An 18,246-nucleotide genomic window follows, 5' to 3' on the forward strand; every position below is an offset into this window, starting at 1 on the left:
CTTCGTTCGCGACTGCGGGGCTCGCAACACCGGCTCACTCCTCGCGCTCACGCGAAGCCACCCTTCGTTCGCGACTGCGGGGCTCGCAACACCGGCTCACTCCTCGCGCTCACGCGAAGCCACCCTTCGTTCGCGACTGCGGGGCTCGCAACACCGGCTCGCTCCTCGCGCTCACGCGAAAACCTCACCCGTGGCGACCCGGGCGCCGCGCGCCCAGTCGCCGGCCGACATGGCCTTCTTGCCGGCCGCGCGCACCTCGCCGAGCCGCACCGGCCCGGTCGCGGTGCCCACCAGCACCTGGGACTTCTCCACCAGCAGCTCACCCGGCTTCAGCTCGGGGCCGTTCGCCAGCGGGGTGACCGGACCGAGCTTGACCCGGTCGTCGCGGAACGTGGTCCAGGGGCCGGGCGCCGGCGTGCAGGCCCGCACCCGCCGGTCCACCGCGAACGCCGGGTCGGTCCAGCGGACCCGGGCGTCGTCCACGGTCAGCTTCGGCGCCAGCGACACCCCGTCGGCGGGCTGCGGCTCGGCCCGGGCGGTGCCGGCGCCGATCGCGTCCAGCACCGCGACCAGCAGCCCCGCTCCGGAGCGGGCCAGCCGCTCCAGCAGGTCGCCGGACGTGTCGACGGGCCGGATCTCGTCGGTGACCGTGCCGAAGACCGGCCCGGTGTCCAGCCCCGCCTCCAGTTGGAACACGCTGGCCCCGGTCAGCTCGTCGCCGTGCAGCACGGCGTGCTGCACCGGAGCCGCGCCCCGCCAGGCGGGCAGCAGCGAGAAGTGCAGGTTGATCCAGCCGTGCCGGGGGATCTCCAGCGCCACCGGCGGCACCAGCGCGCCGTAGGCGACCACGGGCACGCAGTCCGGCGCGAGCGCGCGCAGCCGGTCGAGGAACTCCGGCTCGCGCGGCCGGGCCGGGGTAAGCACCTCCACGCCGTGCGCGTCGGCCCACGCGCCGACCGGCGAGCGGTGCAGCCCTCGACCCCGGCCGGCCGGGGCGTCGGGGCGGGTGACCACCGCGAGCAACTCGTGGCCGGAGGCGGCGATCGCGTCCAGGGCCGGTACGGCGACCGCCGGCGTGCCGGCGAAGACCAGGCGCATCCCGGTCACCGTCCCAGGCCGAACGGGTTGCTGACGGGGTGCGGGCTGAGCTTGACCGTGGGCGGGGCGCCCTGGTCGTACCAGTCGGCCTGACGGATCGCCTTCATGGCCTCCTTGCGGCCGGCCGCGTCGAGCCGGTCGACGAAGAGCACCCCGTCGAGGTGGTCGGTCTCGTGCTGCACGCAGCGGGCCATCAGGCCGGTGCCGACGATCTGCATCGGGTCGCCGTGGGCGCTGAAGCCCTTGGCGATCACGTTCTGCCGACGCTTCGTGTCGAAGTAGAGCCCGGGGATGGAGAGGCAGCCCTCCGGGCCGTCCTGCTCCTCCTCGTCGGGGAACTCCAGCACCGGATTGACCAGGTGGCCGAGCATGTCGTCGACGTCGAAGGTGAACACCCGCAGGCTCACTCCGAGCTGCGGCGCGGCCAGGCCGGCGCCGTTCTGCTCACGCATCGTGTCGGTCAGGTCGGCGACCAGCTTGCGCAGCTCGGCGTCGAAGTCGACCACCGGGTCGGCCGGCGTGCGCAGCACCGGATCGCCGAACAGACGGATGGGCTGAACGGTCACGCGGCGGGGCTCCTTGTCTGGGACGGGTGGTGCGCCCCCAGTCTACGGAGTCGGCCCGGCCGCCCCCGGCGGCGGACCGGCAACGGTGACCGGGGCCGCCTCCCGCCCCGACGCGACCGGCAGCGTGGCGAAGCCGCGCAGGGTGAGCCGGACCCGCCGTTCGGGCCGGCCGGCCAACGCCAGCTCGGGCAGCCGGCGCAGCAGCAGCGGGAACGCCACCTGCGCCTCCAGCCGGGCCAGCGCCGCGCCGAGGCAGTAGTGCGGCCCGGCGCCGAAGGACAGCGGATGGACCTGCGGGCGCCACGGGTCGAAGCGGGCCGGCTCGGGGAACCGGCCGGGGTCCCGGTTCGCCGCGCCGAGCATCACGATGATCCAGCTCTCCGGCGGCAGGTCGACGCCGCCGTGCCGGGAGGACGCGGTGCTCATCCGGGAGGTGAGCTGCACCGGCGAGTCGTAGCGCAGCAGCTCGTCGACGTAACCGGGGGCGAACTCCGGGTGCTCGCGCAGCGCCGCCGCCGCGGCCGGGTGGCCCAGCAGCGCCACCAGGCCGTTGCCGAGCAGGTTGGTGGTGGTCTCGAAGCCGGCCACCAGCAGCACGATCAGGTTGGCCAGCAGCTCGTCGCCCGACAGCCGCTCGCCGTCGGCGTCGTGCGCCTGCACCAGCGCCGTGGTCAGGTCGTCGGTGGGGACCCGGCGGCGGGCCGCGACCAGGTCGGTGAAGTAGGCGCGCAGTTCCGCCGCGCCCCGGTCGGCCACGGCCAACTCGTCCGGGGTGATCTCCGGCTCCAGCACGCCGGTCAGGTCGGTGGCCCAACGCCGGAACAGCGGCCGGTCCGCCGCCGGCACGCCGAGCAGCGCGCAGATCACCCCCACCGGCAGCGGGTACGCGAACGCGGCCATGAAGTCGACGGGCGCCCCGCCCCGGCCGGCGGCCAGCATGGCGTCGACCAGCGCGTCGGCCTGCGCCTCGACCACACCGCGCATGGCGGCGATCCGCCGCGGGGTGAACGCGCCGGCGGCCAGCCGCCGCATCCGGCTGTGGTCGGGCGGGTTGGTGCGCAGCATCGACCGGGAGATCGACAGCACCGCCGGGCTCTCCCGCCAGCCGGGCATGAACTGGTCCCGCAGGGCGTCGTCCATCACCCCGAACCGGGCGTCCCGCAGGATCGCGTCGGCCTCCGCGTACCCGGTCACCACGTAGAAGACCGGGCCGGCCTGGACCACCGGGCCGTGCGCCCGCAGCCGTTCGTACGTCGGGTAGGGATCGACCCGGCCCGCGGGGGACATCAGCAGCGCGAGGGCGTCGGCAGGATCCACGGGCGGCCTCCCAGGTATCGAAGGACCCCATCATCCCCCGGTTCGCCCGGTTCGGGCGACCCCGCCGGTCAGGCGCCGGCGCCCGGCTCCCCGGCCAGCACCGGGCCGCCGCCCAGCAGCGCGTGCTCGGGCAGCGGCAGCGCGATGCCGTGCGCGTCCTCCCAGTCGTGGATCAGGGCCGGCCGGGCCTGGGCGGCGAAGAAGTCGACCGCGCTCAGCCCGCCGACCACCGGCTCGTCGACCTCGGCGACCAGCCGGGCCGGGACCATCGGGAGGCCGCCGCGCACCGCGGCGCTGAGCCGCCGGTGCCCGTCGACCACGAAGAAGTACTCACCGGTGTAGCCGATGCTCAGTGGCTCCACCGCCTCGTCGCCGGCCCGGCCCGCCTCGCCGGCCGGCTCCGCGTCCCAGAGACCGCGCAGCGTGGCGACGTCCTCGGTCGGGTAGACCCGGGTCGGGTCGAGCAGCAGCAGCGGCTGGCCGGCGCGCAGCACGTCGGCGCCGAGCCGGCCCTCGTACACGTCGACGACGTGCGCGATCACCTGCTCCGGCGTGGCCCGGGTGGTGTCGCAGACCAGGTCGTAGTTGCGTAGCCGGGCCTTGTCGACGCCGTACCGGACGATGAAGCGGTTGCGCTCGCTCTCGCTGCGTTCCCGCAGCTTGGCCCGCGCCTCCTCCAGCGAGGTGTAGCTCTCCGCCGGGCCGGACGGGCGGGCCAGCACCCGCCGGGCCGCCTCGGTCGGCTCGGTGATCATGTGCACCTTGAGCGCGTCGGTGAAGAAGTGCCAGGCCAGGCGGGAGTCCATGACCAGCGACTCGCCGGAGGCGGCGATGTCCCGCTGGAGCTGGTCGACGTAGCCGTCGACCGCCTGGTCCAGCTCGGCGTGCAGGTTGAGCTGGAGCGCGGTCATCTGTCGCTCCTGCGCCATCTGCCGGTAGAGGTCGCCGACGCTGACCCGGCGCAGCCCCAGCCGCTTGGCGATCTCGACGGAAACGGTGCTCTTGCCGCTGCCGAGATCACCGTTGAAGACGATCGACTGACGAACGGTCACGACTGGTCCACCCCTGCTCACCGGCTGACTGACGACATCGAATCCGTATGGCCCGACGTGCTCGGAGCAGCCGCCGCGCCGCGTACCGCGCGGAAATCCCGCGCGCCTGGGCATGACGGGCGATGCTATCACCGCCCGCTATCCAATTGCCGGACCAGGTGTGCGACAAACCCCAGGTCACGACCGTACGCGAGGGGCCGGGTGCGCTCCGTCACGCCCGGCGGCCCGCTCAGAACAGGCTCAGCGGGTCGACCTGGAGCCGGACCGGTTCGGCGGCCTTGCGGGCACTGCGCTGCCCGGCCGCGGCGTGCAACGCGCCGGCCAGCGCGCCCGCCCGGGACCGCGGGACACGGACCAGCATCCGCTCCCGGCCCTCCTCGGCCGGCACCGGGCCGAGCACCTCGGCGCCGTCCGGCAGCCGGGCGCCGGCCAGCAGGTCGGCCACCGCCTCGGCCACGCCGGTGACGCTGGCCATCCGCACCGCCGGCGGGAAGCCCAACTCCCGGCGCTCGGCCAGCTCGCGGGCGGCGAACCAGGCCGCGTCCCACCGCAGCAACGCCTGCACCGGCGCCAGCGCGCCGTCCGCGACCACCACCACCCGACCGCCCGCCGCGCCGGCCCGGGCCAGCGCGGCGCCGGCCAGCCAGCGCCGCAGCGCCTCCTCCCCGGCCCGCAGGTCGGCCCGGGTGAGCAGCGCCCACGAGTCGAGCAGCAGCACCGCGCCGTAGCCGCCCTCGGCGACCGGCTCGGCGCCCGGCGTGGCGATCACCAGGCCGGCGCCGCCGGGCACCGTGGCCAGCACCTCCTCCCGTCCGGAGGTCCGCACCGGCACGCCCGGGAACGCCCGGCCCAGCTCCTCGGCGGTCCGCCGGGCGCCGGTGACCGAGGCGCGCAGCCGCCGCCCACCGCACTCCGGGCAGGCGTACGCGGCGGCGACCCGGCCGCACCAGCGACAGGCGGGCGTGCCCTGCGCCGACGGCAGGGCGAGCGGGCCGGCGCAGTGCGGGCAGCGGGCCGGGGCCCGGCACTCGGCGCAGGCGACCGAGGGCAGGTAACCGCGGCGGGGCACCTGCACCAGCACCGGCAGGTCGGCGCGGAGCGCGTCCCGGGCGGTGGTCCAGGCCAGGCTGGGCAGCCGGGCGGAGGCCGCGCCCGGGTCCCGGGCCAACTGCGGGTCGTCGCCGGTGGGCGCCATCGCCGGCATCCGCGCCCGCACCGTGGCCCGGTCGGCGACCACCTCCCGCGCCCAGCCGGTCTCCACCAGCAACTGCGCCTCGGCGGTCCGCGCGTACCCGCCGACCAGCGCGCCCGCGTCGGTGAGGTGCGCCCGGGTGAGCAGCACCTCCCGGGCGTGCGGGTAGGGCGCCCGGGGCTCGGCGTGCAGGTCGTCGCCGTCGTCCCAGACCGCCACCAGGCCGAGCCGTTCCACCGGGGCGAACATGGCGGCGCGGGTGCCGATCACCACCGGCGCCTCGCCCCGGCGGGCGGCCAGGAACGCGCGGTAGCGACGCGCCGGCCCGTCGGCGGCGGTGAGGCGGACGTGCCGGCCCGGGCCCAGCACGGCGGTCAGGGCGGCGTCGAGCCGGTCCAGGTCCCGGCCGTCCGCGACCACCACCACGGCGCCCCGGCCGCCGGCCACGGTGGCGGCCACCGCGTCCGCGTACCGGTCGGCCCAGTCCTCCCCCGGCAGCGCCGACCAGACCGCGCGGGCCGGCCGGCCCTCGGCGAGCGCGCGCAGCAGCGCCGGTCCGGCCGGGTAGTCCCGCCAGCCGCGCGGGTCGACCGACAGGCCGGCGCCCCCGGCGACGGCCGCGTCGGCGCCCTCGCCGACGGCCGCGTCGGCGCCCTCGCCGACGGTCCCGAACGGCGGCCCGCTCACGGGCCCGGCGGTGACCGGCGGCCCGCTCACGGGCCCGGCGGCGGGCTCGGGCGCGGAGCCGGTCGCGGGCGCTGCGGCGACCTCGGCGGCGGTCGCGGTCTTCTCGGCGCGGGCGTGTCGGGGCGGCACGGCGAGCCGGAGCACGTCCGCCAGGCTGCCGGCGTACCGGTCGGCGACCGCCCGCGCCAGCCGGGCCACCTCCGGGGAGAGCACCGGCACCGGGGAGACGACCTTCTCCAGGTACGCCAGCTTCGGGTGGTCGGACTCGGCGACGCGCTCCAGCAGCCAGCCGTCGACGAGCTGGCCGGCGAAGCGGACCTTCACCCGCACCCCGGGCCGGGCGTCGGCGTCCAGCGACTCCGGGACCAGGTAGTCGAACGGGCGGTCGAGGTGCGGCAGCGGCACGTCCACGCAGACGCGAGCGACCGGCGACCCCGCAGCGGGTCGCCGGTCGCGGCGCGTGTCGGCGGTCAGGCTCCCGCGGCCGACTTGAGGTCGGCGGCCCGGTCGGTGCCCTCCCAGGTCAGGTCCGCCAGATCCCGGCCGAAGTGGCCGTACGCGGCGGTCTGCCGGTAGATCGGGCGCAGCAGGTTAAGGTCCCGGATGATGGCGGCCGGGCGCAGGTCGAACACCTCGGCGACGGCCTTCTCGATCGCGGCCACCGGCACGGTCTCGGTGCCGAAGGTCTCGACGAACAGGCTCACCGGGTGCGCCTTGCCGATCGCGTACGCGACCTGCGCCTCGCACCGCTCGGCCAGCCCGGCGGCGACCACGTTCTTGGCCACCCACCGCATCGCGTACGCGGCCGACCGGTCGACCTTCGACGGGTCCTTGCCGGAGAACGCGCCGCCACCGTGGCGGGCGTAGCCGCCGTAGGTGTCCACGATGATCTTCCGGCCGGTCAGCCCGGCGTCGCCCATCGGGCCACCGATCTCGAACCGCCCGGTCGGGTTCACCAGGAGGCGGTACCCCTCGGTGTCCAGCTCGAGGCCCTCCAGCTCCGGGGTGATGACGTGCTCGCGCACGTCCGGCGTGAGCAGCGACTCCAGCGAGATGTCCGCCGCGTGCTGGCTGGACACCACCACCGTGTTCAGGCGGACCGGCCGCAGCCCGTCGTACTCGATGGTCACCTGGGTCTTGCCGTCCGGCCGCAGGTAGGGGATCGTGCCGTCCTTGCGGACCTGCGCCAGCCGGCGGGCCAGCCGGTGCGCCAGCGCGATCGGCAGCGGCATCAGCTCGGGCGTCTCGGAGCAGGCGAAGCCGAACATCATGCCCTGGTCGCCCGCGCCCTGCGCGTCGAGCGCGCTCTCCGAGCCGCCGGTACGCAGCTCGAACGCGTTGTCCACGCCCTGGGCGATGTCCGGCGACTGGGCGCCGATGGAGACGCTCACGCCGCAGGACGCGCCGTCGAAGCCCTTCTTCGACGAGTCGTAGCCGATGCCGAGGATGGTTTCCCGCACGATGGTCGGGATGTCGGCGTACGCCTTGGTGGTCACCTCGCCGGCGACGTGCACCTGGCCAGTGGTGATCAGCGTCTCCACCGCGACCCGGCTGTGCGGGTCCTGTGCGAGCAACGCGTCGAGGATGCCGTCGCTGATCTGGTCGGCGATCTTGTCCGGGTGGCCTTCCGTGACCGATTCGGACGTGAAGAGACGTGTCACGGCACTCCTAAGCATGTAAAAACGTTTGAAGGTCGCTCGCGACAGTTTAGTCGCCGGGTGTCCGGCGTCATTCGCAAACGTGCGGAGCCCAAGGGTCAGGACGGCCCGTCCAGGCGTACCGCCACGAGGTCCCAGACGGCGTCGGCCAGGGCCTCCTTGGGCTGCTCGGGGAACCGGTGCACGGCCCCGTCGGCGCCGATCACGACGGCGGCGTTGGTCTCCGCGCCGAACACCTTGTCGACGCCGACCTCATTGACCACGATCAGGTCGGCGCGCTTGCGGGCCAGCTTGGCCCGGCCGTTGGCCTCCGCGTCGTGGGTCTCCGCGGCGAACACCACCAGCACCTGGCCGGGTCGCCGGTTCCGGCCCAACTCGGCGGCGATGTCCGGATTGGTGACCAGTTCGATGGTCGGCGCGGGGTCGCCCTCGGACTTCTTGATCTTGCCGGTGGCGTAGCTGGCCGGGCGGAAGTCGGCCGGCGCGGCGGCCATCACCACGGCATCCGCGTCGGCGGCGGCGGCCAGCGTCGCCGCCCGCAGCTCCTCGGTGGTGCCGACCCGCACCAGGTCCACCCCGGCCGGGTCGGCGAGCGCCACGTTGGCCGAGACCAGCGTCACCCGGGCGCCCCGGGCGACCGCGGCGCGGGCGAACGCGTACCCCTGCTTGCCGGAGGACCGGTTGCCCAGGAACCGGACCGGGTCGAGCGGCTCGCGGGTGCCGCCGGCGGTGACCACCACGTGCCGGCCGGCCAGGTCGGCCGGGGCGGCGACGCCGCGGGCCAGCGCCCGGCGGGCGACCGCGAAGATCTCCGCCGGGTCGGGCAGCCGGCCCTTGCCGGTGTCCCGACCGGTGAGCCGGCCGACCGCCGGCTCGATCACCCGCACGCCCCGGGACCGCAGCGTGGCCACGTTGGCCACGGTGGCCGGGTGCTCCCACATCTCGGTGTGCATGGCCGGCGCCAGCAGCACCGGGCACCGCGCGGTCAGCAGCGTGTTGGTGAGCAGGTCGTCGGCGAGGCCGTGGGCGGCCTTGGCGAGCAGGTCGGCGGTGGCGGGCGCGACCACGACCAGGTCGGCGCGCTGCCCGAGGCGCACGTGCGGCACCTCGTGCACGTCGGACCAGACGTCGTCGGCGACCGGCTGGCCGGAGAGCGCCGCCCAGGTCGGCGCCCCGACGAAGCGGAGCGCCGACGCGGTCGGCACGACCCGGACCCGGTGACCCGACTCGGTGAAGAGCCGGAGCAGCTCACACGCCTTGTAGGCGGCGATGCCGCCGCCGACCCCGAGGACGATCTCGGCGGGCATCGGCGCGGGCGGAGTTACGGCTGGTCGGTCGGCTCGGCGGTGAGCAGGCCCGAGTTGATCTCACGCATGGCGATGGAGAGCGGCTTCTCCTGCGGAGTGGTCTCCACCAGCGGGCCGACGTACTCCAGGAGGCCCTCACCGAGCTGGCTGTAGTAGGCGTTGACCTGACGCGCGCGCTTGGCGGCGAAGATGACCAGCGCGTACTTCGAGGTGGTCTTCTCGAGCAGCTCGTCGATCGGCGGGTTGGTGATGCCCTCGGGGTTGGTGGCGATGGATCCCACGAATTTGACCTCTGCGTCTCGCTCGGCGGCGGCCGTCGCTCAACCGCGCGGTGGCGGTCGGGCCGGTGCCAGGAATGACGAACCGAGCAATCCTACCAGCTCGGCCGCGGCACGCTCGGTCCGGTCGTGCGCCACGGCGTGTGCGAACGCGGCCGCCACGACCGGGTCGGCCCGGTACGCCGGCGGCGTGAGCAGCACCAGCCGGGCCTCCGGCACGACGGCGCGGACGGCGAGCGCGCCGGCCAGGTCCAGCGGCAGCAGCACCGGCCGGCCCTGCGCCAGGGGGGACCGCACGTGTGCCCGGGGCACCCCCCGGCGGTACGGCCCGATCCGGCACCACTCCAGCAGCTCGTCGGCGGCGATCAGCCGGTCGAAGCCGACCGGGTCGAGGAAGAGCCGGTCCACGCCGTCCCGCTCGCCCGGTCGCGGGGGCCGGGTGGTGGCGACCACCGGCACCCGCACGGACGCAAGGCGCGCCCGGACCTGCTCGACGACACTGCCCCGACCGGCCCCGGAGGGACCGGACAGGACAGTGAGCCGAGCCGCCGAGCGCGCCTCGTCATCCGTGCTCACCGCTTGTTTCTACACGGTGGTCCGTTCAGTTGGCGGCGAACTCTCCCAGCAGCGCCTTGCGCTGCTGCTCGCCGAGGCCGCGAAGGCGACGGCTGTCGGCGATCTTGAGCTTCTCCATGATCTGGGTGGCCCGGATCTTGCCGATGCCCGGCATCGCCTGGAGCACGGCCGAAACCTTCAGCTTGCCCACGACGTCGTCGGACTCGGCCCGCTCGAGGACGGTGGCGAGGGTGGTCTTGCCCTGCTTGAGCTGCTCCTTCAGCTCAGCGCGGGCCTTGCGGATCTCCGCAGCCTTCTCCAGCGCGGCAGCGCGCTGCTCGGGGGTCAGTGACGGGAGCGGCACCAGTTCTCCTCAGGTCCCTAGTACGGCGGGCGGAGCCCCACCGCAGCTGTGAAACGTGGTGTCGCTGGCAACCAAAGGGGTCCGTGGTTCCCAGCGCGGGGAAAACTAGCGGTCGACGGAGCTTTCGGCAACGTGGACGCGCGATGATCAACGTAAAGTGACCGAGCCGTCAGTCAGTCCGGCGGTGGTCAGGGCGGCCCGGCACTCGGCCAGCACCCGCTCCGCGGCGGCCCGCAGGGCGGCCTGGTCCGGCCCCGCGCCCAACACCTCCCGGGAGTACGACGGCAGCACCGACGGCAGCGCGGCGCCGAAGACGGCGCGCAGCCCGGCGGGCGTACCGCCCTGCGCGCCCAGCCCCGGCGCGAGCAGCGGACCGTTCACCCCGCCGAGGTCGTGACCGGTCTCGCCGATCGTCGCGCCGACCACCAGACCGAAGCTGCCGAGCGGCTCCGCACCCCGGTTGAGCTGGGAAATCTCGTCGATGACTGCCTGCGCGACGGTGCGTCCGTCGGCCCCCACCGCGCGCTGCACGGCAGCCCCCTCCGGATTGGAGGTGAGCGCCAGGACGAAGACCCCGCCCCCGTGCGCGGCGGCCGTCTCGACCATCGGCGCGAGCGAACCTACTCCCAGGTAGGGGCTCGCGGTGATCGCGTCGACATACAGCGAGCTGGATGGATCGAGGTACGCCGAGGCGTACGCGCGGACCGTCGAGCCGATGTCTCCGCGCTTGACGTCGAGGAGAACGAGCGCGCCCACATTACGCAACTGTCGGATAGTTGACTCAAGCACCGCCACGCCGCGCGAGCCGAAGCGCTCGAAGAACGCCGACTGCGGCTTGACCACCGCGACCCGGTCGCCGATCGCCTCCACCACGGTCCGGCAGAACCGCTCCAGCCCGTCGACGTCGTCGGGCAGCCCCCAGTCGGCCAGCAGACCCGGGTGCGGATCGATTCCCACGCAGAGCGGTCCCCGCTCCGCCACGGCCCGGTGCAGTCGCGCGCCGAACGTCTCCATCGCGTCTCTCCCTCTCCCGACGGCTCCGGGCCGCCTCGGTGTCCCGCGACGGCCCTCCCGCCGCGGCAGCTCGCTCCGGCCGGCCCCGACCGGTCGCTCGGTCGGTCGGGGCCGGCCGACCCCTCCGGTCACGGCTCAATCGGCCTCTGACCGCCCCGGTCGGGGCTCAACCGGCCCTGTCAGCCCCGGTCGGGGCTCAACCGGCCTTGACCGCCGCCGCCACGCCGGCGGCGATCCTCGCCACGTCCGCGGCGTCGCAGACGTACGGGGGCATGGTGTAGACCAGGTCGCGGAACGGGCGCAGCCACACCCCCTCGGCGACCGCCGCGGCGGTGGCCCGGGGCAGGTCCACCTCGTGGTCCAGTTGCACCACCCCGATCGCGCCGAGCACCCGCACGTCGGCCACCCCGGGCGTGCCGCGCAACGGCGCCAGGCCGTCGCGCAGCCCGGCGGCGATCCCCGCCACCCGCCCGGCCCAGTCGCCGGCGCGCAGCAGGCCCAGTGAGGCGTTCGCGACCGCGCAGGCGAGCGGGTTGCCCATGAACGTCGGCCCGTGCGCCAGCACGCCGCCGGCCGAGATCGCGCCGGCCACCGCCGGGGTGCAGAGCGCCGCCGCCAGCGTCAGGTAGCCGCCGGTGAGCGCCTTGCCGACGCAGAGCACGTCCGGCGTGACGCCGGCGTGCTCGGCGGCGAACATCCGCCCGGTCCGGCCGAAGCCGGTGGCGATCTCGTCGAAGATCAGCAGAATGCCGTGTACCCGGGTCACCTCGCGCAGCACCCGCAGGTAGTGCGGGTGGTGGAACCGCATCCCGCCGGCGCCCTGGACCACCGGCTCCACGATCACCGCGGCCAGCTCGGCGGCGTGCCGCTCGACGGCGTCCACCAGCGCCGCCTCGTACGCCGGGTCGGGCGGGGCGTCGAAGCCGGCCGGCGGCAGCGGCGCGAACACCTGCCGGGGCAGCACGTCGCCCCAGAGGTGGTGCATGCCGCCCTCCGGGTCGCAGACGCTCATCGGATGGAACGTGTCGCCGTGGTAGCCGCCCCGCCAGGTGCCCAGCCGGCGGCGCTCCGGGCGCCCCACCGCGCGCTGGTACTGGAGGGCCATCTTCACCGCGACCTCGACGCTCACCGAGCCGGAGTCGGCCAGGAAGACGTGCTCCAGGCCGTCCGGGGCCAGCTCGACCAGGGTGTGCGCCAGGCGTGCCGCGGGCTCGTGGGTGAGCCCGCCGAACATCACGTGGCTCATCCGGCCGAGCTGGTCGGTCACGGCCGCGTCCAGCACCGGGTGGCGGTAGCCGTGGATGGCCGCCCACCACGACGACATCCCGTCGACCAGCTCCCGGCCGTCGGCCAGCCGCAGCCGCACCCCCGACGCGCTCTCCACCACGAGCGGCGGGCCGGCCGGCGGCAGCGCCGCGTACGGGTGCCACACGTGCCGCCGGTCAAGGGCGAGGATCTCCTCGGGCGTCACGGATTCTCCTCCTTCGTCCCCATCCCGCGATCTTGCGCTTTCGGCCCGCGGCGCGCCGGAATTGAGCGTTATGCCGGGGCAGAAGATGCAAGATCACGCGGAGGGGGTGCGGGTGGTGATGGCTCGGGTGAGGGCGGGGCCGCGGTAGATGAAGCCGGTGTAGAGCTGCACCAGGGCGGCTCCGGCGTCGAACATGCGGGTCGCGTCGTCCGGGTCGAGGATGCCGCCGACGCCGATCACCGGCAGCCGTCCACCGGTCTCCCGGTGCACGAAGGCGACCACCTCGCGGGCGCGGGCGGTCAGCGGGCGACCGGACAGGCCGCCGGTCTCGGCGCCGCGCGCCCGGTCGGTCGGGGCGAGCCCGTCCCGGCCGAGCGTGGTGTTGGTGGCGATGACGCCGGCCGCGCCCCGGTCGAGGCACACCTCCAGCAACTCCGCCACGGCCGGCTCGGTCAGGTCCGGGGCCATCTTCACCAGCACCGGTTTCTCGCCGACCAGCGCGGCGAGCAGCGCGTCCAGGTGGGACCGGTCCTGCAACGACCGCAGGCCCGGGGTGTTCGGCGAGGACACGTTGACCGCGAAGTAGTCGCCGTGGCCCCTGAGCGCCCGGTAGGAGGCGAGGTAGTCCTCGACCGCCCCGTCCAGCGGGGTCACCTTGGACTTGCCCAGCGAGATGCCCAACGGGACGCCGAGCGGGCGCGGCAACGCCGCCAGCCGGGCGGCGAGGGCCTCGGCGCCGGCGTTGTTGAAGCCCATCCGGTTGACCACGGCCTCGCTGTCGCGCAGCCGGAACAGTCGCGGCCGGGGATTGCCCGGTTGGGCGTGCGCGGTCACGGTGCCGACCTCGACGAAGCCGAAGCCCAGCGCCGGCCAGGCCGGCAACGCGACGCCGTTCTTGTCCATCCCGGCCGCCAGCCCGACCGGGTTCGGGAACCGCACGCCGAACACGGTGCGCGGCGCGGCCCGGAAGTACGTCCGACGCAGCGCCGCCAGCGCCGCCGGCCGCCGCGACAGCGCGGCGAGCCGCGCCAGCGTCCACTCGTGCGCCGCCTCCGCGTCCCCGCCCCCGAGCGCGAACAGCCGGGGCCGCACCACCTTCTCGAAGATCACCGCTCGCCCTCCGAATCGGTGACCAGGAGGTTGGCGGCGATGGGGATCTCCACCGCCGCCACCCTCATGATCGACGCGGGTGTCGGGGTGGTCACTCGTCGGCCCGGAGCGCGGCGTGCAGGTCCTGGAGCGGGCGGACCTGGAGGTCGCCGTTGATGCGCGCCTCGATGCCCATCACCGCCGCCGCCGCGCCCGGAACCGTGGTGACGCACGGGATGTCCGCCGTCACGGCGGCGCTGCGGATCTCGTAGCCGTCCGAGCGGGCGCTCGCGCCCGAGCCCTGCGGCGTGTTCACCACCAGCGCGACGTCGCCGCCGAGGATCAGCGAGACCGCGTCCTCCCCCTCACCCGACTCGTAGTGCTTGCGGATCTGCTCGCAGGCGATGCCATGCCGGCGCAGCACCTCGGCCGTCCCGGTGGTGGCGACGATCTCGAAGCCCAGGTCGGCCAGGCGCTTGATCGGGAAGATCATGCCGCGCTTGTCCCGGTTGGCCACCGAGACGAAGATCTTCCCGGCGGTGGGCAGCGACCCGTACGCGGCGGCCTGCGACTTGGCGAACGCCTGACCGAAGCCGGTGTCGATGCCCATCACCTCGCCGGTGGACCGCATCTCCGGGCCGAGCAGCACGTCGATGCCCTTGCCGGACGGCGTGCGGAACCGCTTGAACGGCAGCACCGCCTCCTTCACCGCGATCGGCGCGTTCGGCGGCATGGTGCCGCCGTCCCCGGTCGGCGGCAGCATCCCCTCGGCCCGCAACTGCGCGATCGTGGCGCCCAGCGCGATCCGGGCCGCCGCCTTGGCCAGCGGCACCGCCGTCGCCTTCGACACGAACGGCACGGTCCGGGAGGCGCGCGGGTTGGCCTCCAGCACGTAGAGCGTGTCGCCCTGCAACGCGTACTGGACGTTGAGCAGGCCGCGCACCCCCACCCCGCGGGCGATCTCCTCGGTGTAGCGGCGCACCTGGGTCAGGTGCGAGCCGGCCAACGTGATCGGCGGCAGCGCGCAGGACGAGTCGCCGGAGTGGATGCCGGCCTCCTCGATGTGCTCCATCACGCCGCCCAGGTAGACGTCGCCGTCCGCGTCGACGAGCGCGTCCACGTCGATCTCGATGGCGTCGTCGAGGAAACGGTCCACCAGCACCGGGTGGTCCGGCGAGATGTCGGTGGCCCGGCCGATGTAGTCGCGCAGCGTGGCGTCGTCGTAGACGATCTCCATGCCCCGGCCGCCGAGCACGTACGACGGGCGGACCAGCACCGGGTACCCGATCTCGTCCGCGATCGCCTTCGCCTCGTCGTACGAGGTGGCCATGCCGTGCGCGGGCGCGCGCAGCCCGGCCCGGTCCAGCACCGCGCCGAACGCGCCCCGCTCCTCGGCCAGGTGGATCGACTCGGGCGAGGTGCCCACGATCGGCACCCCGGCGTCCTTGAGCCGCTGGGCGAGGCCGAGCGGGGTCTGGCCGCCGAGCTGCACGATCACCCCGACCACGCCGGGGCCGCCGGCCGCCTTGCCGGACGAGTCCTCGGCGTGCCACGCCTCCAGCACGTCCTCGAACGTCAACGGCTCGAAGTAGAGCCGGTCGGCGGTGTCGTAGTCGGTGGACACGGTCTCCGGGTTGCAGTTGACCATGACCGTCTCGTAGTCCACCCCCCGGAGCGCCTGGACCGCGTGCACGCACGAGTAGTCGAACTCGATGCCCTGCCCGATCCGGTTCGGCCCGGAGCCGAGGATGAGCACCTTGGGCCGGGCCGAGGGCGTCACCTCGGTCTCCGAGTCGTACGTCGAGTAATGGTAGGGCGTGGTCGCCTCGAACTCGGCCGCGCAGGTGTCCACCGTCTTGTAGACCGGCCGGATCCCGAGCCGGTGGCGCAGCGTCCGGACGCCGTCCTCGGCGGCCAGCTCGGGGCGGAGCGCGGCGAGCTGCCGGTCGGACAGGCCGGCGCGCTTGGCGCGACGCAGCAGCGCGGCGTCGAGCACCGGGGCGTCGACGATCTCGGCGCGCAGTTCGACAAGCGCGGCGATCTGGTCCAGGAACCACGGGTCCATGCCGCCGGACGCCTCGGCCACCTCGGCGATCGACGCGCCGAGGCGCAGCGCCCGCTCGACGGTGTAGAGCCGGCCGTCGTGCGGCATCCGCAGCGCCGTGAGGGTGTTCTCCTTCGTGGCGCCCACCGGGTCGGGGACGGTCCAGAAGCCGGCCGCCTTCGTTTCCATCGAGCGCATCGCCTTGTTCAGCGCCTCGGTGAAGTTGCGGCCCAGGCTCATCGCCTCGCCCACCGACTTCATGGTGGTGGTCAGCTCCGGGTCGGCGCCGGGGAACTTCTCGAACGCGAACCGGGGGATCTTCACCACCACGTAGTCGAGCGTCGGCTCGAACGCGGCCGGCGTCTTGAGCGTGATGTCGTTGGGGATCTCGTCGAGCGTGTAGCCGATGGCGAGCTTCGCGGCGATCTTCGCGATCGGGAAGCCGGTCGCCTTGGACGCCAGCGCCGAGGAGCGGGACACCCGCGGGTTCATCTCGATCACGACGATCCGGCCGTCTGCCGGGTTCACCGCGAACTGGATGTTGCAGCCGCCGGTGTCCACCCCGACCTCGCGCAGCACCGCGATGCCGAGGTCGCGCAGTCGCTGGTACTCCCGGTCGGTGAGCGTCATCGACGGGGCGACGGTGACGCTGTCGCCGGTGTGCACGCCCATCGGGTCGACGTTCTCGATCGAGCAGACCACCACCACGTTGTCGTGCCGGTCCCGCATCAGTTCGAGCTCGTACTCCTTCCAGCCGAGCACGCTCTCCTCGATGAGCACCTCGTGCACCGGGCTGGCCGCCAGGCCCGCCCCGGCGATGCGCGCCAGGTCCTCGTCGGTGTGCGCCATCCCGGAGCCGAGACCGCCCATGGTGAACGACGGCCGGATGACCACCGGCAGGCCCAGGTCGGCGACGGTGTCGCGGACCTCGTCCATGGAGTGGCAGACCCGCGAGCGCGGGGTCAGCGTGGACGGGTCGTCCAGACCCAGGCGGACGCCGGCCTTGGCCACGATGTCCTTGAACAGCTGGCGGTCCTCGCCCCGGTTGATGGCGTCGATGTTGGCGCCGATCAGCTCGACGCCGTACTTCTCCAGCACACCCGCCTCGTGCAGCGCGACCGCGGTGTTCAGCGCGGTCTGCCCGCCCAGCGTGGGCAGCAGCGCGTCCGGGCGCTCCTTGGCGATGACCAGCTCGACGAACTCCGGGGTGATCGGCTCGACGTACGTGGCGTCGGCGAACTCCGGGTCCGTCATGATCGTGGCCGGGTTGGAGTTGACCAGGCTGACCCGGATCCCCTCGCTGCGCAGCACCCGGCAGGCCTGGGTGCCGGAGTAGTCGAACTCGCAGGCCTGTCCGATCACGATCGGCCCGGAGCCGATCACCAGGATGTGCTTCAGGTCGGTCCGCTTAGGCATGCTTGCCGCCTTCGATGAGTTCCGCGAAGCGGTCGAACAGGTAGTCCGCGTCGTGCGGGCCGGCCGCCGCCTCCGGGTGGTACTGGACGGTGAAGGCGGGCACGTCCTCGGCCCGCAGCCCCTCGACCACGTTGTCATTGAGGCAGACATGGGAGACCCGGACGCCACCGAACGCGGTGTCGACCACCTGGTCGGGGACCACCGCGCCGGAGGAGACCCCGGGCACCTGGACCGCGAAGCCGTGGTTGTGGCTGGTCACCTCGACCTTGCCGGTGGCCCGGTCCAGCACCGGCTGGTTGATGCCGCGGTGGCCGTACCCCAGCTTGTAGGTGCCGAAGCCGAGCGCCCGGCCGAGGATCTGGCTGCCGAAGCAGATGCCGAACAGCGGGATCCGGCGGGTGAGCACCTCGCGGGCCAGCGCCACCGGCCCGTCGGCGGTCGCCGGGTCACCCGGGCCGGGTGAGAGGAACACCGCGTCCGCGCCGGTGGCGAGCAGGTCCTCGATCGTCGAGCCGGCCGGCAGCACGTGGGTGGTGACGCCGCGGGCGGCGAGCCGGCGCGGCACGTTGCGCTTGATGCCCAGGTCCAGCGCGGCCACCGTGAACCGGTGCTCGCCGACGGCCTCCACCACGTACGGCTTGGCGGTGGTCACCTCGGCGGACAGGTCCGCGCCGACCATCGACGGCGCGTGGCGGACCCGGTCGAGCAGGGCTGCCGGATCGTCGTCGACGCTTGAGACACCGACCCGCATCGCGCCGCGTTCGCGCAGGTGCCGGGTGAGCGCCCGGGTGTCGATCCCGCTGATGCCGACCACGCCCTCGGCGGCGAGCCGGTCCTCCAGCCCGCCGGTGGCGCGCCAGTTCGAGCCGATCCGGGCCGGGTCGCGCACCACGTATCCGGCCACCCAGATCCGGCCGGACTCGTCGTCGGAGCCGTTGACGCCGGTGTTGCCGATGTGCGGCGCGGTCTGCACCACCACCTGACGGTGGTAGGAGGGGTCGGTGAGCGTCTCCTGGTAGCCGGTCATGCCGGTGTTGAAGACCGCCTCGCCGAACGTCTCCCCGACGCTGCCGTACGCCTCGCCGTGGAACGTGCGCCCGTCCTCCAGGACGAGAATCGCCGATCTACGCTTCACCAT

Annotated in this window: 15 protein-coding genes; all 15 read right to left on the reverse strand. The window is 74.2% G+C overall.

Annotated elements, in window-relative coordinates:
• Positions 1-171 precede the first annotated feature (171 nt).
• Complete coding sequence (gene fmt, locus AB0B02_RS13800) at positions 172-1,098, reverse strand: methionyl-tRNA formyltransferase (protein WP_281942614.1); 927 nt, start codon at positions 1,096-1,098, stop codon at positions 172-174.
• A gap of 5 nt (positions 1,099-1,103) precedes the next feature.
• Positions 1,104-1,664, reverse strand: coding sequence for a peptide deformylase (gene def, locus AB0B02_RS13805; protein ID WP_107160071.1), 561 nt, complete (start codon positions 1,662-1,664; stop codon positions 1,104-1,106).
• 42 nt (positions 1,665-1,706) lie between these two features.
• On the reverse strand, positions 1,707-2,981 hold the full coding sequence (locus AB0B02_RS13810; protein ID WP_357300326.1) for a cytochrome P450: 1,275 nt from the start codon (positions 2,979-2,981) through the stop codon (positions 1,707-1,709).
• 68 nt (positions 2,982-3,049) lie between these two features.
• A complete protein-coding gene (locus AB0B02_RS13815) occupies positions 3,050-4,033 on the reverse strand; it encodes an AAA family ATPase (RefSeq protein ID WP_281939748.1) in 984 nt (327 codons plus the stop codon).
• A 229-nt stretch (positions 4,034-4,262) separates the two neighbouring features.
• A complete protein-coding gene (locus AB0B02_RS13820) occupies positions 4,263-6,323 on the reverse strand; it encodes a primosomal protein N' (RefSeq protein ID WP_357300329.1) in 2,061 nt (686 codons plus the stop codon).
• Positions 6,324-6,382: 59 nt separating this feature from the next.
• Positions 6,383-7,573, reverse strand: coding sequence for a methionine adenosyltransferase (gene metK / locus AB0B02_RS13825; RefSeq protein ID WP_357300331.1), 1,191 nt, complete (start codon positions 7,571-7,573; stop codon positions 6,383-6,385).
• A gap of 95 nt (positions 7,574-7,668) precedes the next feature.
• Positions 7,669-8,877 (reverse strand): bifunctional phosphopantothenoylcysteine decarboxylase/phosphopantothenate--cysteine ligase CoaBC, encoded by a 1,209-nt coding sequence (coaBC, locus tag AB0B02_RS13830; RefSeq protein WP_281939742.1) that lies wholly within the window; start codon positions 8,875-8,877, stop codon positions 7,669-7,671.
• 14 nt (positions 8,878-8,891) lie between these two features.
• Positions 8,892-9,158, reverse strand: coding sequence for a DNA-directed RNA polymerase subunit omega (gene rpoZ, locus AB0B02_RS13835; protein ID WP_025617742.1), 267 nt, complete (start codon positions 9,156-9,158; stop codon positions 8,892-8,894).
• A gap of 39 nt (positions 9,159-9,197) precedes the next feature.
• Positions 9,198-9,731 carry a guanylate kinase gene (locus AB0B02_RS13840; RefSeq protein WP_281939738.1) on the reverse strand — a complete coding sequence of 178 codons (534 nt, stop codon included), beginning with the start codon at positions 9,729-9,731 and terminating at the stop codon, positions 9,198-9,200.
• Positions 9,732-9,756: 25 nt separating this feature from the next.
• Positions 9,757-10,074 carry an integration host factor, actinobacterial type gene (gene mihF / locus AB0B02_RS13845; RefSeq protein WP_013285515.1) on the reverse strand — a complete coding sequence of 106 codons (318 nt, stop codon included), beginning with the start codon at positions 10,072-10,074 and terminating at the stop codon, positions 9,757-9,759.
• 147 nt (positions 10,075-10,221) lie between these two features.
• Positions 10,222-11,088 (reverse strand): orotidine-5'-phosphate decarboxylase, encoded by an 867-nt coding sequence (gene pyrF / locus AB0B02_RS13850; RefSeq protein WP_357300335.1) that lies wholly within the window; start codon positions 11,086-11,088, stop codon positions 10,222-10,224.
• Positions 11,089-11,284: 196 nt separating this feature from the next.
• Entirely contained in the window at positions 11,285-12,559 is a 1,275-nt protein-coding gene (locus AB0B02_RS13855; RefSeq protein WP_357300337.1) for an adenosylmethionine--8-amino-7-oxononanoate transaminase, read from the reverse strand.
• 93 nt (positions 12,560-12,652) lie between these two features.
• Positions 12,653-13,669, reverse strand: coding sequence for a quinone-dependent dihydroorotate dehydrogenase (locus AB0B02_RS13860; protein ID WP_357300339.1), 1,017 nt, complete (start codon positions 13,667-13,669; stop codon positions 12,653-12,655).
• A 91-nt stretch (positions 13,670-13,760) separates the two neighbouring features.
• Positions 13,761-17,108, reverse strand: coding sequence for a carbamoyl-phosphate synthase large subunit (carB, locus tag AB0B02_RS13865; RefSeq protein WP_357300341.1), 3,348 nt, complete (start codon positions 17,106-17,108; stop codon positions 13,761-13,763).
• The gene (gene carA / locus AB0B02_RS13870) at positions 17,101-18,243 is read right to left on the reverse strand and encodes a glutamine-hydrolyzing carbamoyl-phosphate synthase small subunit (RefSeq protein ID WP_357300597.1); all 1,143 of its coding nucleotides are present in this window, start codon (positions 18,241-18,243) and stop codon (positions 17,101-17,103) included. Before carA ends, carB begins: the two co-directional genes overlap by 8 nt.
• Between the last annotated feature and the right edge of the window lie 3 nt (positions 18,244-18,246).

Origin of the sequence: Micromonospora sp. NPDC049240 (genome assembly GCF_040647835.1) — a bacterium.
GTDB lineage: Bacteria > Actinomycetota > Actinomycetes > Mycobacteriales > Micromonosporaceae > Micromonospora.